Annotated in this window: 12 protein-coding genes; 7 read left to right on the top strand and 5 right to left on the bottom strand. The window is 51.4% G+C overall.

What is annotated here, in order from left to right; all coding sequences use genetic code 11:
- Positions 1 to 250 precede the first annotated feature (250 nt).
- The 4 genes from potA to potD are packed head-to-tail and all read left to right on the top strand — an operon-like array spanning position 251 to position 4,074.
- Positions 251 to 1,387, top strand: a complete 1,137-nt coding sequence (potA, locus tag HMPREF0201_RS07330; RefSeq protein WP_016535904.1) for a spermidine/putrescine ABC transporter ATP-binding protein PotA — start codon at positions 251 to 253, stop codon at positions 1,385 to 1,387.
- Positions 1,371 to 2,228 (top strand): spermidine/putrescine ABC transporter permease PotB, encoded by an 858-nt coding sequence (potB, locus tag HMPREF0201_RS07325; protein ID WP_016535903.1) that lies wholly within the window; start codon positions 1,371 to 1,373, stop codon positions 2,226 to 2,228. Before potA ends, potB begins: the two co-directional genes overlap by 17 nt.
- Positions 2,225 to 3,016 carry a spermidine/putrescine ABC transporter permease PotC gene (gene potC, locus HMPREF0201_RS07320; RefSeq protein WP_016535902.1) on the top strand — a complete coding sequence of 264 codons (792 nt, stop codon included), beginning with the start codon at positions 2,225 to 2,227 and terminating at the stop codon, positions 3,014 to 3,016. Before potB ends, potC begins: the two co-directional genes overlap by 4 nt.
- Positions 3,013 to 4,074, top strand: a complete 1,062-nt coding sequence (gene potD, locus HMPREF0201_RS07315) for a spermidine/putrescine ABC transporter substrate-binding protein PotD (protein ID WP_016535901.1) — start codon at positions 3,013 to 3,015, stop codon at positions 4,072 to 4,074. The genes potC and potD overlap by 4 nt, the downstream gene beginning before the upstream one ends.
- 164 nt (positions 4,075 to 4,238) lie before the next feature.
- Here potD and cobB read toward each other — a convergent pair whose 3' ends face one another.
- The 5 genes from cobB to lolC are packed head-to-tail and all read right to left on the bottom strand — an operon-like array spanning position 4,239 to position 9,142.
- Positions 4,239 to 5,060 (bottom strand): Sir2 family NAD+-dependent deacetylase, encoded by an 822-nt coding sequence (gene cobB, locus HMPREF0201_RS07310; RefSeq protein WP_039898092.1) that lies wholly within the window; start codon positions 5,058 to 5,060, stop codon positions 4,239 to 4,241.
- Positions 5,061 to 5,062: 2 nt separating this feature from the next.
- The gene (gene nagK / locus HMPREF0201_RS07305) at positions 5,063 to 5,974 is read right to left on the bottom strand and encodes an N-acetylglucosamine kinase (protein ID WP_016535899.1); all 912 of its coding nucleotides are present in this window, start codon (positions 5,972 to 5,974) and stop codon (positions 5,063 to 5,065) included.
- A gap of 27 nt (positions 5,975 to 6,001) precedes the next feature.
- Positions 6,002 to 7,246 carry a lipoprotein-releasing ABC transporter permease subunit LolE gene (lolE, locus tag HMPREF0201_RS07300; protein WP_039898091.1) on the bottom strand — a complete coding sequence of 415 codons (1,245 nt, stop codon included), beginning with the start codon at positions 7,244 to 7,246 and terminating at the stop codon, positions 6,002 to 6,004.
- Positions 7,246 to 7,950: a lipoprotein-releasing ABC transporter ATP-binding protein LolD gene (lolD, locus tag HMPREF0201_RS07295; RefSeq protein WP_016535897.1), complete on the bottom strand. Its 705-nt coding sequence runs from the start codon at positions 7,948 to 7,950 to the stop codon at positions 7,246 to 7,248. Before lolD ends, lolE begins: the two co-directional genes overlap by 1 nt.
- The gene (gene lolC, locus HMPREF0201_RS07290) at positions 7,943 to 9,142 is read right to left on the bottom strand and encodes a lipoprotein-releasing ABC transporter permease subunit LolC (protein ID WP_016535896.1); all 1,200 of its coding nucleotides are present in this window, start codon (positions 9,140 to 9,142) and stop codon (positions 7,943 to 7,945) included. The genes lolD and lolC overlap by 8 nt, the downstream gene beginning before the upstream one ends.
- A gap of 354 nt (positions 9,143 to 9,496) precedes the next feature.
- On the opposite strand from lolC, the gene HMPREF0201_RS07285 reads away from it, so the two are divergent.
- The 3 genes from HMPREF0201_RS07285 (at position 9,497) to HMPREF0201_RS07275 (ending at position 15,456) form a co-directional block, all read left to right on the top strand.
- Positions 9,497 to 10,555, top strand: coding sequence for an acyltransferase family protein (locus tag HMPREF0201_RS07285; RefSeq protein ID WP_016535894.1), 1,059 nt, complete (start codon positions 9,497 to 9,499; stop codon positions 10,553 to 10,555).
- A 423-nt stretch (positions 10,556 to 10,978) separates the two neighbouring features.
- Positions 10,979 to 13,144 (top strand): C10 family peptidase, encoded by a 2,166-nt coding sequence (locus tag HMPREF0201_RS07280; RefSeq protein WP_016535893.1) that lies wholly within the window; start codon positions 10,979 to 10,981, stop codon positions 13,142 to 13,144.
- Positions 13,145 to 13,290: 146 nt separating this feature from the next.
- On the top strand, positions 13,291 to 15,456 hold the full coding sequence (locus HMPREF0201_RS07275; RefSeq protein WP_016535891.1) for a C10 family peptidase: 2,166 nt from the start codon (positions 13,291 to 13,293) through the stop codon (positions 15,454 to 15,456).
- Positions 15,457 to 15,627: the final 171 nt, after the last annotated feature.

Genomic DNA, 15,627 nt, shown 5'->3' with positions numbered 1-15,627 from the left:
ACGGGCAGATATTGCGTCAGGTCACTTTTAATGGGTTACGGGAAAAATAGTTTATCGCGTTTGTAACAATGCCGTGTTATCAACCTACCCTTAACAAGAGAAAATAACCGCCGATTTCGGGCCTGCTTTCTCCATCGCGGGATTGGCGATTACCTCCTCTTTGCCGTAGAATCCTTGCCCTCACTCAACGTGCCAAAACCCAAGGTGGTTAATCACAAACCCCGTATCCCCGCTTTCGGATACGTTATTTATGGGACAGCGTAAAAAATTGAATAAACAGCAACGTTCGCGCTCGACGCTGGTCAACCTGGCCGGGGTCGCTAAGAGCTTTGATGGTAAATCTGTAATTTCTGACTTCTCTCTCACCATCAATCATGGTGAATTCCTGACGCTGCTCGGCCCTTCAGGCTGCGGCAAAACCACCGTATTGCGCCTTATAGCGGGGCTGGAAAGCACCGACTCCGGCCAGATAACGCTCGACAATCAAGACATCACCCACGTTCCTGCCGAGCATCGCCACGTTAATACCGTGTTCCAGAGCTATGCTCTGTTCCCGCATATGACGGTGTTTGAAAACGTCGCCTTCGGCCTGAGGATGCAAAAAACGCCCACGGCGGAAATCACGCCCCGCGTGACCGATGCCCTGAAAATGGTTCAGCTCGAAGAGTTTGCCCGGCGCAAACCGAACCAGCTTTCCGGCGGCCAGCAGCAGCGCGTTGCCATTGCCCGCGCGGTGGTGAATAAACCTCGCCTGCTATTGCTCGACGAATCGCTCTCGGCGCTGGACTACAAGCTGCGCAAGCAAATGCAGAACGAGCTGAAAGCCCTCCAGCGTAAGCTTGGCATTACCTTTGTGTTTGTCACGCACGATCAGGAAGAAGCCCTGACCATGTCGGACCGCATCGTGGTAATGCGCGACGGCAAAATTGAGCAGGACGGTACGCCAAGAGAGATTTACGAGGAGCCGAAGAACCTGTTCGTTGCCAGTTTTATTGGCGAGATCAATATTTTCGACGCCACGGTGGTGGAGCGCACGGATGACCAGCGCGTGCTCGCCAACGTTGAAGGCCGCGAGTGCCATATCTTCGTCAGCAAGCCGGTTACGCCGGGGCAAAACCTCAAGGTGCTGCTGCGCCCGGAAGATTTGCGCGTTGAGGAGATTAACGGCACAACCGAGGCCGACGGGCTGATAGGCTACGTGCGCGAACGTAACTATAAAGGTATGACGCTTGAGTCCACTGTGGAGCTGGAAAACGGCAAAATGGTGATGGTGAGCGAGTTCTTTAACGAAGACGACCCGGACTTCGACCATTCGCTGGATCAAAAAATGGCGGTGACCTGGGTTGAAAGCTGGGAGGTTGTACTGGCCGATGAAGAGCTCGCGTAAATTCCAGAATGTGGTAATTGCCACGGTGGTGGGCTGGCTGCTGCTGTTTGTCTTCCTGCCCAACCTGATGATTATTGTCACCAGCTTCCTGACCCGCGATAACGATAACTTCGTGAGCATGGTCTTTACGCTGGATAACTACACCCGGCTGGCGGACCCGCTGTACGCCCAGGTGCTGCTGCACTCGCTGAATATGGCGGTGATAGCCACCCTCGCCTGTCTGGCGCTCGGGTATCCTTTTGCCTGGTTCCTCGCCCGGCTGCCGGAGCGCGTGCGCCCCCTGCTGCTGTTTCTGCTGATTGTGCCGTTCTGGACCAACTCGCTGATCCGCATTTACGGGCTGAAGATCTTCCTCAGCACCAAGGGCTATCTCAACGAGTTCCTGCTCTGGCTGGGGGTTATCGACACGCCCATTCGCATTATGTTTACCCCGAGCGCGGTGATAATCGGCCTGGTCTATATCCTGCTGCCGTTTATGGTGATGCCGCTCTATTCCAGCATTGAAAAGCTGGATAAGCCGCTGCTTGAAGCCGCGCGCGATCTAGGGGCCAGCAAGCTGCAAACCTTTATCCGCATCATTATTCCCCTGACCATGCCGGGCATTATTGCCGGCTGCCTGCTGGTGATGCTCCCGGCAATGGGCCTGTTCTACGTCTCGGATCTGATGGGCGGCGCGAAGAACCTGCTTATTGGCAACGTGATCAAGAGCCAGTTCCTGAACATCCGCGACTGGCCGTTCGGGGCGGCAACCAGCATCACCCTTACGCTGGTGATGGGCCTGATGCTGCTGGTTTACTGGCGCGCCGCGCGCCTGCTGAACAAGAAGGTGGAACTCGAATGACAGGACGCCTGCTCCGCGGCGGCTTTATGTCCGCGATTTATGCCTTTTTGTATATTCCGATCATTATTCTGATCGTGAATTCGTTTAACAGCTCGCGCTTCGGCATTAACTGGCAGGGGTTTACCACCAACTGGTACAGCCTGCTGATGAATAACGACAGCCTGCTTCAGGCGGCTCAGCATTCATTAACCATGGCGATTGTTTCCGCGAGTGCCGCCACGCTTATCGGCTCGCTTACCGCCGTGGCGCTTTACCGCTACCGCTTCCGGGGCAAGCCGTTCGTCAGCGGTATGTTGTTTGTGGTGATGATGTCGCCGGACATCGTTATGGCCATCTCGCTGCTGGTGCTGTTTATGCTGCTGGGCGTTTCGCTTGGCTTCTGGTCGCTGCTGTTTTCCCACATCACGTTCTGTCTGCCGTTTGTGGTGGTCACCGTTTATTCCCGCCTCAAGGGTTTTGACGTCAAGATGCTGGAAGCGGCGAGGGATCTGGGTGCCAGCGAGCTGACCATCCTGCGCAAAATTATTGCCCCGCTGGCGATGCCCGCGGTTGCCGCAGGCTGGCTGCTGAGCTTTACCCTCTCGATGGACGATGTGGTGGTTTCCTCGTTTGTTACCGGGCCGAGCTACGAGATCCTGCCGCTAAAAATTTATTCCATGGTCAAAGTTGGCGTCTCGCCGGAAGTGAACGCCCTGGCCACTATTTTGCTTTTACTCTCGCTGGTTATGGTGATTGCCAGCCAGCTTATCCTGCGCGATAAAACTAAACCTCAGGGGACGTTAAAATGAAAAAGTTGCCTTTCATAAAATGGTCACGCCACCTGCTTGCTGCGGGCGCTCTGGCGCTCGGCGTTAGCGCCGCTCATGCCGACGACAGCAAGACGCTCTATTTCTACAACTGGACGGAATACGTGCCGCCGGGCCTGCTGGAGCAGTTCACCAAAGAGACCGGCATCAAGGTGATTTATTCGACCTACGAGTCGAACGAAACCATGTACGCCAAGCTCAAGACCTATAAAGACGGCGTTTATGACCTTGTGGTGCCGTCCACCTACTTTGTGGCGAAGATGCGCAAAGAAGGCATGATCCAGAAGATAGACAAAAGCAAGCTCAGCAACTTTAAGAATCTCGACCCGGAGATGCTGAACAAGCCGTTCGACCCGAATAACGATTACTCCATTCCGTATATCTGGGGCGCAACGGCAATTGGCGTCAACAGCGAAGCGATGGATCCGAAGAGCGTCACCAGCTGGGCCGACCTGTGGAAGCCGGAATACAAGCAGAGCCTGCTGCTGACCGACGATGCCCGCGAAGTGTTCCAGATGGCGCTGCTCAAGCTCGGCTATTCCGGCAACACTACCGATCCTAAACAGATTGAAGCCGCGTACCACGAGCTGCAAAAGCTGATGCCAAACGTCGCGGCGTTCAACTCAGACAACCCGGCTAACCCTTATATGGAAGGCGAAGTGAATCTGGGCATGGTGTGGAACGGCTCCGCGTATGTCGCACGCCAGGCCGGTACGCCGCTGGACATCGTCTGGCCGAAGGAAGGCGGGATTTTCTGGATGGATAACCTGGCTATCCCGGCCAACGCTAAAAACGTGGAGGGCGCGCTGAAGCTGATCAACTTCCTGCTGCGCCCGGAAGTGGCGAAGCAGGTTGCGGAAACCATCGGCTACCCGACGCCAAACCTCGAGGCACGCAAGCTGCTGCCGAAGAATGTAGCGGAAGATAAGTCGCTGTACCCGGATGCGGAAGTGATTAAAGCCGGTGAGTGGCAGAACGATGTCGGCGAGGCGAGTGCTTTGTATGAGTCTTACTATCAGCGGTTGAAAGCCGGGCGGTAATTCGCCCCTCACCCTAACCCTCTCCCCAAAGGGGCGAGGGAACCGGATCGAGCTGGGTGTTGACCCCTCACCCTAATCCTCTCCCCAAAGGGGCGAGGGAACCGGAGCTTCGCTTTCCCCCTCTCCCTTTCAGGGAGAGGGTCGGGGTGAGGGTCAACCGCTAACTACAATCCCTTCAAAAGCTTATCCACAAATTCAGGCACCACCTGGCTTGCAAGCCCGTAGTGTTTCTCTTCGAATTCACTGCCCACCTGGCTTGGCTCCAGGTTCAGCTCCACGGTGTGCGCCCCCTGTAAACGAGCCTCATGCACAAAGCCCGCCGCCGGGTAAACGTGTCCGGAAGTGCCAATGGCAATAAAGTAGTCTGCGGTGGCGATCGCCTGGTAAATATCGTCCATGCCCAGCGGCATTTCGCCAAACCAGACGATGTGCGGGCGCAGCGCGGAAGAGATCTGGCAGCAGTGGCAGCGGTCTTCAGGCGTAATATCGTCCTTCCAGTCCAGCACCTGGCCGCTGCTGGCGCAGCGAACTTTTAACAGCTCGCCGTGCATGTGGATAACGTTCTTGCTGCCCGCGCGTTCGTGGAGGTTGTCGATATTCTGGGTCACCAGCACAAAATGGTCGCCCAGCGCCTCTTCCAGCTTCGCCAGCGCAAGGTGTGCGGCATTAGGCTGGATCTCCGGCTGCTGGAGCTGGCGGCGGCGTTCATTGTAGAAGCTCTGCACCAGCTGCGGATCACGGGCAAAGCCTTCCGGGGTCGCCACATCCTCAACGCGATGCTCTTCCCACAGCCCGTCCGCCGCTCTGAAAGTACGAATACCTGACTCGGCGGAGATCCCCGCCCCGGTCAGCACCACCACTCTTGGTCTATCCATCAGTTCCGGCACCATTCTGTCTCTGAAAAAAATACGCTGACGCAACCGTTGACGCAGCAGACGTTTGTTCTTCCGAAACCGGCTAAGCCGGTGTTGACGACGAGAAAGCATAGTTACTCCGAGTAGTGGAGGAATGCAGCGCCGCGCATGCCGCCTGCGTCGCCGTGCCGTGCCTGTTCAATGCGCGGAACCGCCGCCACCGGCAGCAAATACTTCGGCAGGCGCTCCGGCAGTTGCGCGTAGATATCGCTAAAGTTAGACAATCCTCCGCCAATCACCACCAAATGTGGGTCGATTGAGGTCAATAAATTGCCGAGGCAGGCGGCCAGCAGCTCGAGGAAGCGGTCAACGTGTTCGATGGCCTGCTCGTCGCCCTGGCGGTAGCGGGAGATTATCTCTTTTGCATCCAGCGGTTCGTGGTAGAAGTGCTGCCACAGCCAGGCAAAACCGCGGCCAGAGAGGTAGTTTTCGATGCAGCCGTTTTTGCCGCAGCCGCAGCGGGTGAACGGAATATCGCGCCCGAGGATTTCCAGGGCATCGACCGGCAGGCGCGTATGGCCAAATTCGCCGGTAATGTAGCTGCGCCCGGTAACGGATTTGCCGTTAACGATGATCCCGCCGCCAACGCCGGTACCGAGGATAAGGCCCATCACCACAGGATAATTGAGGAACTCGTCGTCCCACGCTTCGGAGAGGGTAAAGCAGTTGGCGTCGTTGTCGATGCGCACGTCGCGCTCAAGCATGGCGCTCAGGTCGGCGCGCAGAGGCTTGCCGCTGGCGGCAGGCACGTTGGCGGCGTAGAGCGTGCCGTCGTCGGTTTCCGGCATGCCGGGAATACCTATGCCCACGGAGCCACGGCAGTCAAAGCGCTCGTCTGCCTGAGCAACAAGCCCGGCGACTGCCTCGAGGAAATTTTCATAACTGTCATGGGGAGTAGCAACCCTGGCTTCCCAAAGTAAACGCCGCTGCTGGTCGTAAACGCCAAGTGCAATTTTAGTGCCGCCGATATCGAATCCGTAATACATCGCTGCTCCCCAAAAGTAAGGTAAATTTTATTGTCCGCTTAGCACCCTTGCCGGATCGATATTGCTTGCGCGCCGTGCCGGGTACCAGCTAGCCAGAAGGCTGAGCAGGAGCGCCGTCACCAGGACGTAAACCACGTCCAGCCAGTGCAATTCTGAAGGTAAGAAATCAATGAAATAAATGTCACCGGACAGGAAATTGTGCCCGATCAGTTTTTCAATAAAGTTAATAATGTTGGTCAGTTGCCACGAAGCGAGCACGCCAACAATTACGCCGCTCACGCTGCCCAGCAGCCCGGCCAGCAGCCCGTACCAGACGAAGATCGCGCGGATAAGCCCGTCTTTCGCCCCGAGCGTACGCAGCACGGCGATGTCGCCGCTCTTGTCTTTAACCGCCATCACCAGCGTAGAGACGATGTTGAAACAGGCCACGCCAATAACCAGCACCATTGCCAGGTACATAATGGCGCGGATCATCTGGATGTCGCGGTACATGTAGCCGTAGGTGCCTATCCAGCTGGAAATGTAGACGTAGGAATTGGTTGCCATTCCGGCGTCGTGCACCAGCTTAACGGCATTAAATACGTCGTCCACTTTGATGGAGATGCCGGTCACGCTGTTGCCCATATCCAGATAGCCCTGAGCATCCTGCATCGGGACCATCGCCAGGCTGTGATCGAGCTGACCGCTTAAGGCCAGGATACCGGCGACCTGGAGCCTGACTCGCTTGGGCTGCATCAGCTTAGTGCCGCCGTCGTTGTTGGGGATCATGATTGAAACCCAGTCGCCCTGCTTCACTTTCAGCGCATCCGCCACGCCTTTGCCCATGATTATCTGCTGCTGCCCGGCCTTAAAATTCGCCCAGGCATGGTTCTGCACATATTGTGGCAAAGCGCTCAAACGCTCTTCCTGCGCCGGATCAACGCCTTTCACTTCTATCGCCCGCAGGTTCGCCCCGCTCTCCACCAGCCCGGTAAAGCTGATGTAAGGCGCGGCGGCAATAATACCTTTGACCTTTTCAATCTTCGGCAAGACGTCCTGCCAGTTGGTAAACGGCTGGTTCACCGGCTTGATGTCGCCGTGCGGAACCACGGCCAGCACGCGGTTTTTCAGCTCGCGCTCGAAGCCGTTCATCGCGCTCAGGCCGACTATCAGCACCGCCACGCCCAGAGCAATGCCCAGGGTGGAGATAACCGAAATCAGCGACACCATGCCGCTGCGGCGACGCCCGCGGCTGAACCGCAGGCCTATCAATAAAGAAAGGGGTGAAGCCATTACTGCGCTCCCATCAAGGTCAGCTCGCTTGTCAGGCGGCCATCGCGCATTTCCAGCTGGCGTGACATGCGTTTTGCCAGCTGCAAGTCATGGGTGACGACTAAGAAAGCGGTGCCCTGGCGCACGTTGAGCTCGCCCAGCAGTTCAAAGATGCTGTCGGCATTGCGCGCATCCAGGTTACCGGTCGGCTCGTCCGCCAGCACCAGGCGCGGGTTGTTCACCAGCGCACGGGCAATCGCCACGCGCTGACGCTCGCCGCCGGACAGCTCCGACGGGCGGTGATTACTGCGGTGATCCAGCCCAACGGCGGCCAGCATCTCCAGCGCGCGTTTCTGCACTTCTTCCGGCTTCTTCTTGCCGATAAGCAGCGGCATAGCGACGTTTTCCAGCGCCGTAAAGTCCGGCAGCAGGTGGTGGAATTGGTAGATAAAGCCCAGCTCGCGGTTACGCAGTTCGGCTTTGGCCGCAGACGAAAGCTTGCTCATCGCCTGGCCGTTAAACACCACGTCGCCGGAGGTTGGCGTATCCAGGCCGCCCAGCAGGTGCAGCAGGGTACTTTTGCCCGAGCCGGAAGTGCCGACAATCGCCATTAGCTCGCCCGGGTTCATGCTGAAGCTGACATCGTGCAGCACATCCGTTTGCACTTTGCCTTCCTGATAGCGTTTGCACAGCTTGTCACACTGCAACAGGACAGAATTACTCATAACGTAAAGCCTCAGCGGGTTGGGTAGCGGCGGCGCGCCAGGAAGGGTAAAGCGTGGACAGCAGGGCAATCAGCATCGCCACCAGGGCAATAACGACCACCTGTAACGGCTCAATGGCAACCGGCAGCGCCGCACCATCCAGCAGGATGCCGATAACCGGCATTAAATTATTCAGCTGGCTGGCGAGCAGCGCGCCGAGCAGCGCACCCAGCAGCGCGCCAATCACGCCCGCCCCTGCGCCCTGCACCATAAACACCGCCATAATCTGGCGGCGGGTCAGGCCCTGGGTTTGCAGAATGGCGACTTCGCCCTGCTTCTCCATCACCAGCAGGCCCAGCGAGGTAATAATATTAAACGCGGCGACCGCAACAATCAGGCTCAGCAGCAGGCCCATCATGTTCTTTTCCATGCGCACGGCCTGGAACAGCTCGCCTTTGCGCTCGCGCCAGTCTTTCCATTCAGTCCCCTGCGGCAGAGTTTGCTGGCTAAGCACGTCAACTTTCAGCGGTTCGGCCAGCCACAGACGCCAGCCGGTGATGTTGCCCGCCGGGTAGCGCATCAGGCGTGAGGCGTCCTGCTGGTTAACCAGCATCTGGTAGCCGTCTACTTCACTGCTCGCAGCGAAAGTGCCAATAACCGTGAACAAACGCTGGCTCGGCACGCGGCCCATCGGCGTGAACTGGCTTGCAGAAGGCACCATAATACGGATGCTTTCCCCGCGTTTTACGCCAAGCGAAACGGCCAATTGCTCGCCAAGAATGACGTTGTACTGCCCGGCCACCAGGCCAGTCTGCTTAACGTTCACCAGATAAGGCGACAGCGGGTCTTTTTCGTCCGGCTGCACGCCAAGCATCACGCCCACCGCCACGCTGCGCGCGCTTTGCAGCACCACGTCGCCGGTAGTCAGCGGCGCAATACGCGTCACGCCCTGTAGCTTGAGGGAGTCAGCCGGGAGTTGTTGAGGATTAATCGAACCGGTGGATGAAGTGACCATCGCCTGCGGCATCAGCCCGAGGATGTTGTTTTGCAGCTCGCGCTCAAAACCATTCATCACCGAAAGCACCGTGACCAGCGCCATAACCCCGAGGGTGATGCCAATGGTCGACAGCCAGGAGACAAAGCGGCCGAAGCGGTCGGCTGCTCGCCCACGCATGTAGCGCAGGCCTATAAATAACGCGACAGGTTGATACATGAAATCCGTCTTGTTGCAGTTGCATATTTGCTCTGAATAATTCGGGTTGCAGGTAGACGGCAAGACCAGGAGCCCCCTGGAGCCTGGCTCACTGTTGCCAGGGCTATCGGTGCAGCCACGCACCTGCAACTTGAAGTATCACGAGCAAACAAAGATCCGGGAAGTATACGACACCTCCCCGGCCAAATGAATTCAATACCCTAAATTATTCCCGTTACTTCTCAAGCGCCTGCAACTTTTCCTAAATTTACCAAATCAGCGCCAAATACAGACAATTGAGGTCGTGCTCGCCGCGTGATGCCGCCAGGATAAAAGGCCAATGACGACGATAAAACATAAAGACGTGGATATGGCATGAAGAAAAAGCAGCTATGGATTAATCAAATCAAAGGATTATGTATTTGCCTGGTGGTTATCTACCATTCGGTTATCACCTTCTACCCTCACCTCACCACGCTCGGGCCTGGCTTCAATTTGTATCTCGCCAAACTCTGGGTGTACCTCAATCTCTACCTTGCCCCGTTCCGTATGCCGGTGTTTTTCTTTATCTCCGGCTATTTGATAACCCGCTACATCCACGAAGTGAGATGGCGTGACAGCGTGGACAAACGGCTGTGGAGCATCTTCTACGTGCTGGTGCTCTGGGGGATGATTCAGTGGGTTGCCCTTACCCATCTGAACCAGTGGCTGGCGCCGGATCTGGATCGCAACCCAACCTCCAACGCCGCCTACGCCGATACCTTCTGGCAGTTTGCCGCCAGCATGGCGAAGGCAAGCACCAGCCTGTGGTATCTGTACGCCCTGCTGGTCTACTTCGTTATTTTTAAGGCGCTGCGCCGCTACCGCATGCCGGTACTTATCCTGCTGATGGCGGTAAACATCGCTATTACTTTTATGCCGCTGCCGTGGTGGGGGCTGAACAGCGTGGTGCGTAATATGGTTTATTACGGCCTCGGGGCATGGTTTGGCCCGCTGTTAATGGCCTGGATGAAAGACTTCCGTTTTTCGCGCCATCCATTTACCTGCGCGGGTGTCGCCTGCGGCGCTATGGCGCTTTACCTGGTCAACGTCCCGCTGGTGATTTCCCTGGTCTCTATCGTGGTTATTCTGCGGGTGTTCTATCTGCTGGACGGCTGGCGCGAAACCGGCGCGAACTCATTCCTTAACGTGGTCGGCTCAAATACCATCGCGATTTACACCACGCACCGCATCCTGATAGAGGCGATGAGCCTGATAATGATAGCCCGCATCAATAACGGCAGCTTCTCCGGCCCGCTGCTGCTGGCTATTCTGCTGGTTTATCCGTTTATCAGCCTGGCTATCTGCACGCTGGCAGGGCTGGGCTTCCGCAAGCTTTCGGTGGCGCTGTTCGGGGATATGTTCTTCTCCCCTCCGGCTAAAATCGTGGCTTAGCGTCGTCTAAAGGCAGCATTTTGCCCTGCACTTCTGAAAATGCGCAGGGCAACCCTCCCAAAATAACCATAAATATCGACAACTTACACCAATGCATGCGATTCCCTCCACTTACAAAAAAGCCAGCAATTAAAACGTATCATTTTGATTTTAAATCAATTAATTCTTTCTTTGGCACGATCTTCTTATAAACCAGGATATATTTTTAACCCTTCAGAAAATAACCCTCCGCCCTTATATTTATTGAAATAAAGAATTAAATGGCACCGGCACAACAATATTAATATTCACATTGCTTTGAGGAGGAGTAGGATCGCAATCAAATTCATCTCAGGAAATTATTTACACCTTAAAAATCACGCCGCCATGTAAATAATAAACAGAGTAAATCTTTTCGCATAGAAAATATCAGGTATTAATATTATGAAAATAAAACGCATTGACAGAAAAAAACCAGATTTAATTGTAGGGCCGCTCACCACAACAGAATGGGGTCAGGAACGCCCATACAACGAAGTGTTCGATAATCCAAACATCGCCATGGGATGTGCTGGCGTTGCAGGGGGGCAGGTGATGAAATACTATAATCATCCCCCATTTGCTACCGGTACCTTACCAGAATACTTTACTACTGAGCTCCAGCCAGAAATGGATATTGACGGCTATGAATATCGCTGGGACTTAATGCCAGATGTTCTTACTGACGACAGCTCACAGGAACAAAAAAACGCAACATCCAATTTTTTATACCATGCAGGGTATGCAGCTCAAACCACTTTTAATGCGGGTTCACCTGGTAATGAAGAATTTCTTGCTGAGGCAATGGTAAACAATTTCGGCTACGACAAAAACCTGACAAAAATCGTGCTGTATAAACAAGAAGAGCAAGGGTATACAATTCAGGAAGTGAGTAAACTCCTCAGGGAGGAGCTGGATTTGGGCAGAGTTATAATGACAGCCATTCCCGGCCATGCTGTCGTTTGTGATGGTTATGCCGATGACGATTATTTTTCATTTAACTATGGCTGGGATGGTGAATGGCATGAGCAAAAACTTGACAGTTCAGATATCGAGGCAAGAAGGCTCTATATTGGTATTCAACCGGCAAAAAATGAAACGTTACTAATATCACACCTGGATATCGGTAGCCTTGAGGGCTTCCCCGGAAATTCCACCCGCCTTAAAGCGCAGGTCTCAACATCAGGCAAGGACTTTGCCGGCTATTACAGAGTGGTTTTGCTCGATAGTGCAGGCGTACGGCGCTCCTTCCTTACTCTTCCTCAAGAATTATCCCTGCTGGCAGGGAATAATGCTCAAATAGAATTGCAGATAGATATTCCCGTTGATGCCACCTACGGAAAACGGAGAATAGCCCTGACTTACAGTGAAGATGGTAAAGATTACCGGCCATTAAGAAACGACGCTGACCAGATAATTGCTTATGATATCACAATAAAAAAATACATCTCCGATAAATTAATTATTAACCGTAATACGACAATACCGGAAGAGGCATTTCTCAACAGGCCTGTCGATGTTAATTTCGAAATCACCAGCAGCATATCTGCATCTAAAAACATTGGTTGTTATATTGTAGGAAAATATTATAACTCGATTTATAAACTGGGGTCTGGCACATACAATATTGATGCATCAGGTTTAAACAAATGCACCATGACATTAGATTTTAGTAATGTGGATCCCTACAATGACTATTTCCTGGCATTTGTAGAGGATGATGCTGATGATGCTGATTTTTCCACCAGCAAACTTCTGCCAACAAATGACGGTACAATATTCATACAAAACATACGTGTTAAAGATAAAGATGTAGTGTATGGCGATGTTATTCTTCTTTCTAACATAGACACATCAAAACCATTTTACACCCCAGGCACAAATAAAGTTTCATTTAAATTTTGGTGTGATAAGCAAGTCGGTGGTGTAATAAAAATTATATTATTAATAAATGACAAATCAAGCAACTACAATAGATCACTAGAAACTACCATACTGGTCGGGGAGGCAGGGGAGTATACAGCCACCTTTAACATCCCATTTAGCGGCTTCATGCAGAGTGAGAAATTAACGTTTAACCTGCTATCCCAAAAAGCACTGGAAGAATATACTTTTTATTTGAAACCTAAGAACGATGAAATTTCCAACCCTGTTGATTTCATCCTACAGTACAGAAATGCTTATGATTATCTGCATTTGGTTAAATCTATTGATTGTGACAAAAAAGAATTACGGCCAAATGATGAACTAACCGTTCATTCATCCCTGCTATTCGATATGAAAAACGGGGTAGGTAACATTGTAGACCTTGAACTTTATGCGGTATTAAGTAATGCAGATGGTGATACTTATAATATAGGTAAAGCCTCTGACTTTTTGATAAATACACTCGAAGAAAAAGATGTTTCACTTAATTGTAAAATTCCCGAGGGCATTGCTCCTGCCCGTTATACCCTCTTTTTAAGAGCCGAGGAGATGGTACCTTACCAGGCTGAAAGCACTCCTCCGGAAATGCTCAGCGGCGCAAATAACACAATCATCAGCCAGATTGAGCTTGAGATCACCGCGTAACTTCTATAAAGCCTCCCTTTCCTCTTTTCTTTCACCCGAAACGAGGAAAGGGACATCAGCCCAACCGCGTGATATATGCCATTTCAGCAAGATCCCTGTAAAAAAGACTGAAATTCATTCACGAAGAAAATATAAGGCGTTAAAAAATGAAAATAAAACGCATTGACAGAAAAAAATCAGATTTAATTGTAGGGCCGCTCACCACTACAGAATGGGGTCAGGGTCGCCCATACAATGAAGTGTTCGATCAGTCATACATCGCCATGGGATGTGCTGGAATTGCAGGAGGGCAGGTGATGAAATACTATAATCATCCCCCATTTGCTACCGGTACCTTACCAGAATACTTTACCACTGAGCTCCAGCCAGAAATGGATATTGATGGCTATGAATATCACTGGGACTTAATGCCGGATGATCTTACTAACGGCAGCTCACAGGAACAAAAAAACGCAACATCCACTTTTTTATACCATGCAGGGTACGCAGCCCAAACTACTTTTGATGCAGGTTCACCGGGTAATGAAGGATGTCTTGCTGAGGCAATGGTAAACAATTTCGGCTACGACAAAAACCTGACAAAAATCGTGCTGTATAAACAAGAAGAACAAGGATATACAATTCAGGAAATAAGTCGACTCCTCAGAGAAGAGCTGGATTTGGGCAGAGTTATAATGGTCAGGATCCCAGGCCATGCTGTCGTTTGTGATGGCTATGCAGATGATGATTATTTTTCATTTAACTATGGCTGGGATGGCGAGTGGTATGAGAAAGAACTCGATAAATCAGGTATCGAAGCAAGAAAACTCTATATTGGTATTCAACCCGCAAAAGAAGAAACGTTGCTGATATCACACCTGGATATCGGTGGCCTTGAGGGCTTCCCCGGAAATTCCACACATCTTAAAGCTCAGGTCTCAACGCCAGGCAAGGACTTTACCGGCTATTACAGAGCGGTTTTATTCGATAGCGCAGGCGTGCGGCGCTCTTTCCTGACTCTCCCTCAAGAATTATCCCTGCTGGCAGGGAATAATGCTCAAATAGAATTGCAGATAGATATTCCCGTTGATGCCACCTACGGAAAACGGAGCATTGCCCTGACTTACAGTGAAGATGGCAAAGATTACCGACCATTAAGAGACGATGCTGACCAGATAATTTCTTATGATATCACAATAAAAAAACACATCTCCGATGAATTAGTTATTAGCCGTAATGCGACGATACCGGAAGAGGCATTTACCAACAAGCCTGTCGATGTCAATTTCGAAATTACCAGCAGCATATCCGCACCTAAAAATATTGGCTGCTATATTGTAGGAAAATATTATAATGCGATTTATAAACTGGGCTCTGGCACATACAATATTGATACTTCAGGCTTAAACAAATGCGCCATGACATTAGACTTTAGCGCTGTAGCTCCCTACAATGACTATTTACTGGCATTTGTAGAGGATGACACTGATAATTCTGACTTTTCTACAAGTAAACTTCTGCCCACGAATGACGGCACGGTATTTATACATAACATACGAAACAAAGATAAAGATGTAGTCTATGGAGATATTATCCTACTCACTAATATAGACACATCAAAACCATATTACTCCCCAGGGCTTAATGAGGTTTCAGTTAAATTTTGGTACGATCGGCAACCAAATGAAGTCATTGATATCACATTATTGGTTAATGATAAATCAAGCAATTATAATCAAACAGAAAAAACCTCTATTTTAACTCATGGCGCAGGGGAGTATACAGCCACATTTTCCTTACAGCTGACCGAATTTATGCAGAGTGAACAATTAACATTCAACTTGCTATACAATCAATTACACTCACAAGATACATTTTATTTGAAACCTAAAAACGATGAAATTTCTAACCCGGTTGATTTTATCGTACAGCACAGAAACCCTTATGATTACCTGCATTTAGTAAAATCTATCAGCAGTGATGAAACGGTATTACAACCAAATGATGAACTGGTCGTTCATTCATCCCTGTTATTCGATATGGAGAACGGGTTAGGTAATGCAATATACTTTGAGCTTTATGCTGTAATAAGCAATTCCGCGGGTGAAACTTATGAGATAGCTCATGATCCTATGTTTATAATGCCAGTATTTAAAGAGGAAGAGGTTTCACTTAATTGTAAAATTCCCGAGGGCATTAATCCAGGTCATTACTCTCTATTTTTAAGGGTCGAAGAATTGGGGCCTTATCAAGAAGAAAGCACCCCTCCGGAAATGCTCAGCGGTGCAAATAACACGATAATCAATCAGATTGAGATTGAGATCACCGCGTAGTTTTTACAAGTTCGCCCTTCCCTCTTATCTTGTGCCTGAAAGAGGGAAGGCACATCGGCTAGCCCGCTCAATAGACACCCTTTCAGCAAGCTTTTTGCCTTCTCTTTTCGCCTCCGATGGTTGCTAATGTTCTACTATCAAGGATAATAATCGCTATCTGTTCATGACTTA

Source organism: Cedecea davisae DSM 4568 (genome assembly GCF_000412335.2).
Taxonomy (GTDB): domain Bacteria; phylum Pseudomonadota; class Gammaproteobacteria; order Enterobacterales; family Enterobacteriaceae; genus Cedecea; species Cedecea davisae.
Note: the sequence above shows the minus strand (reverse complement) of the source record. Positions and strands in the feature narration are given on the sequence as shown.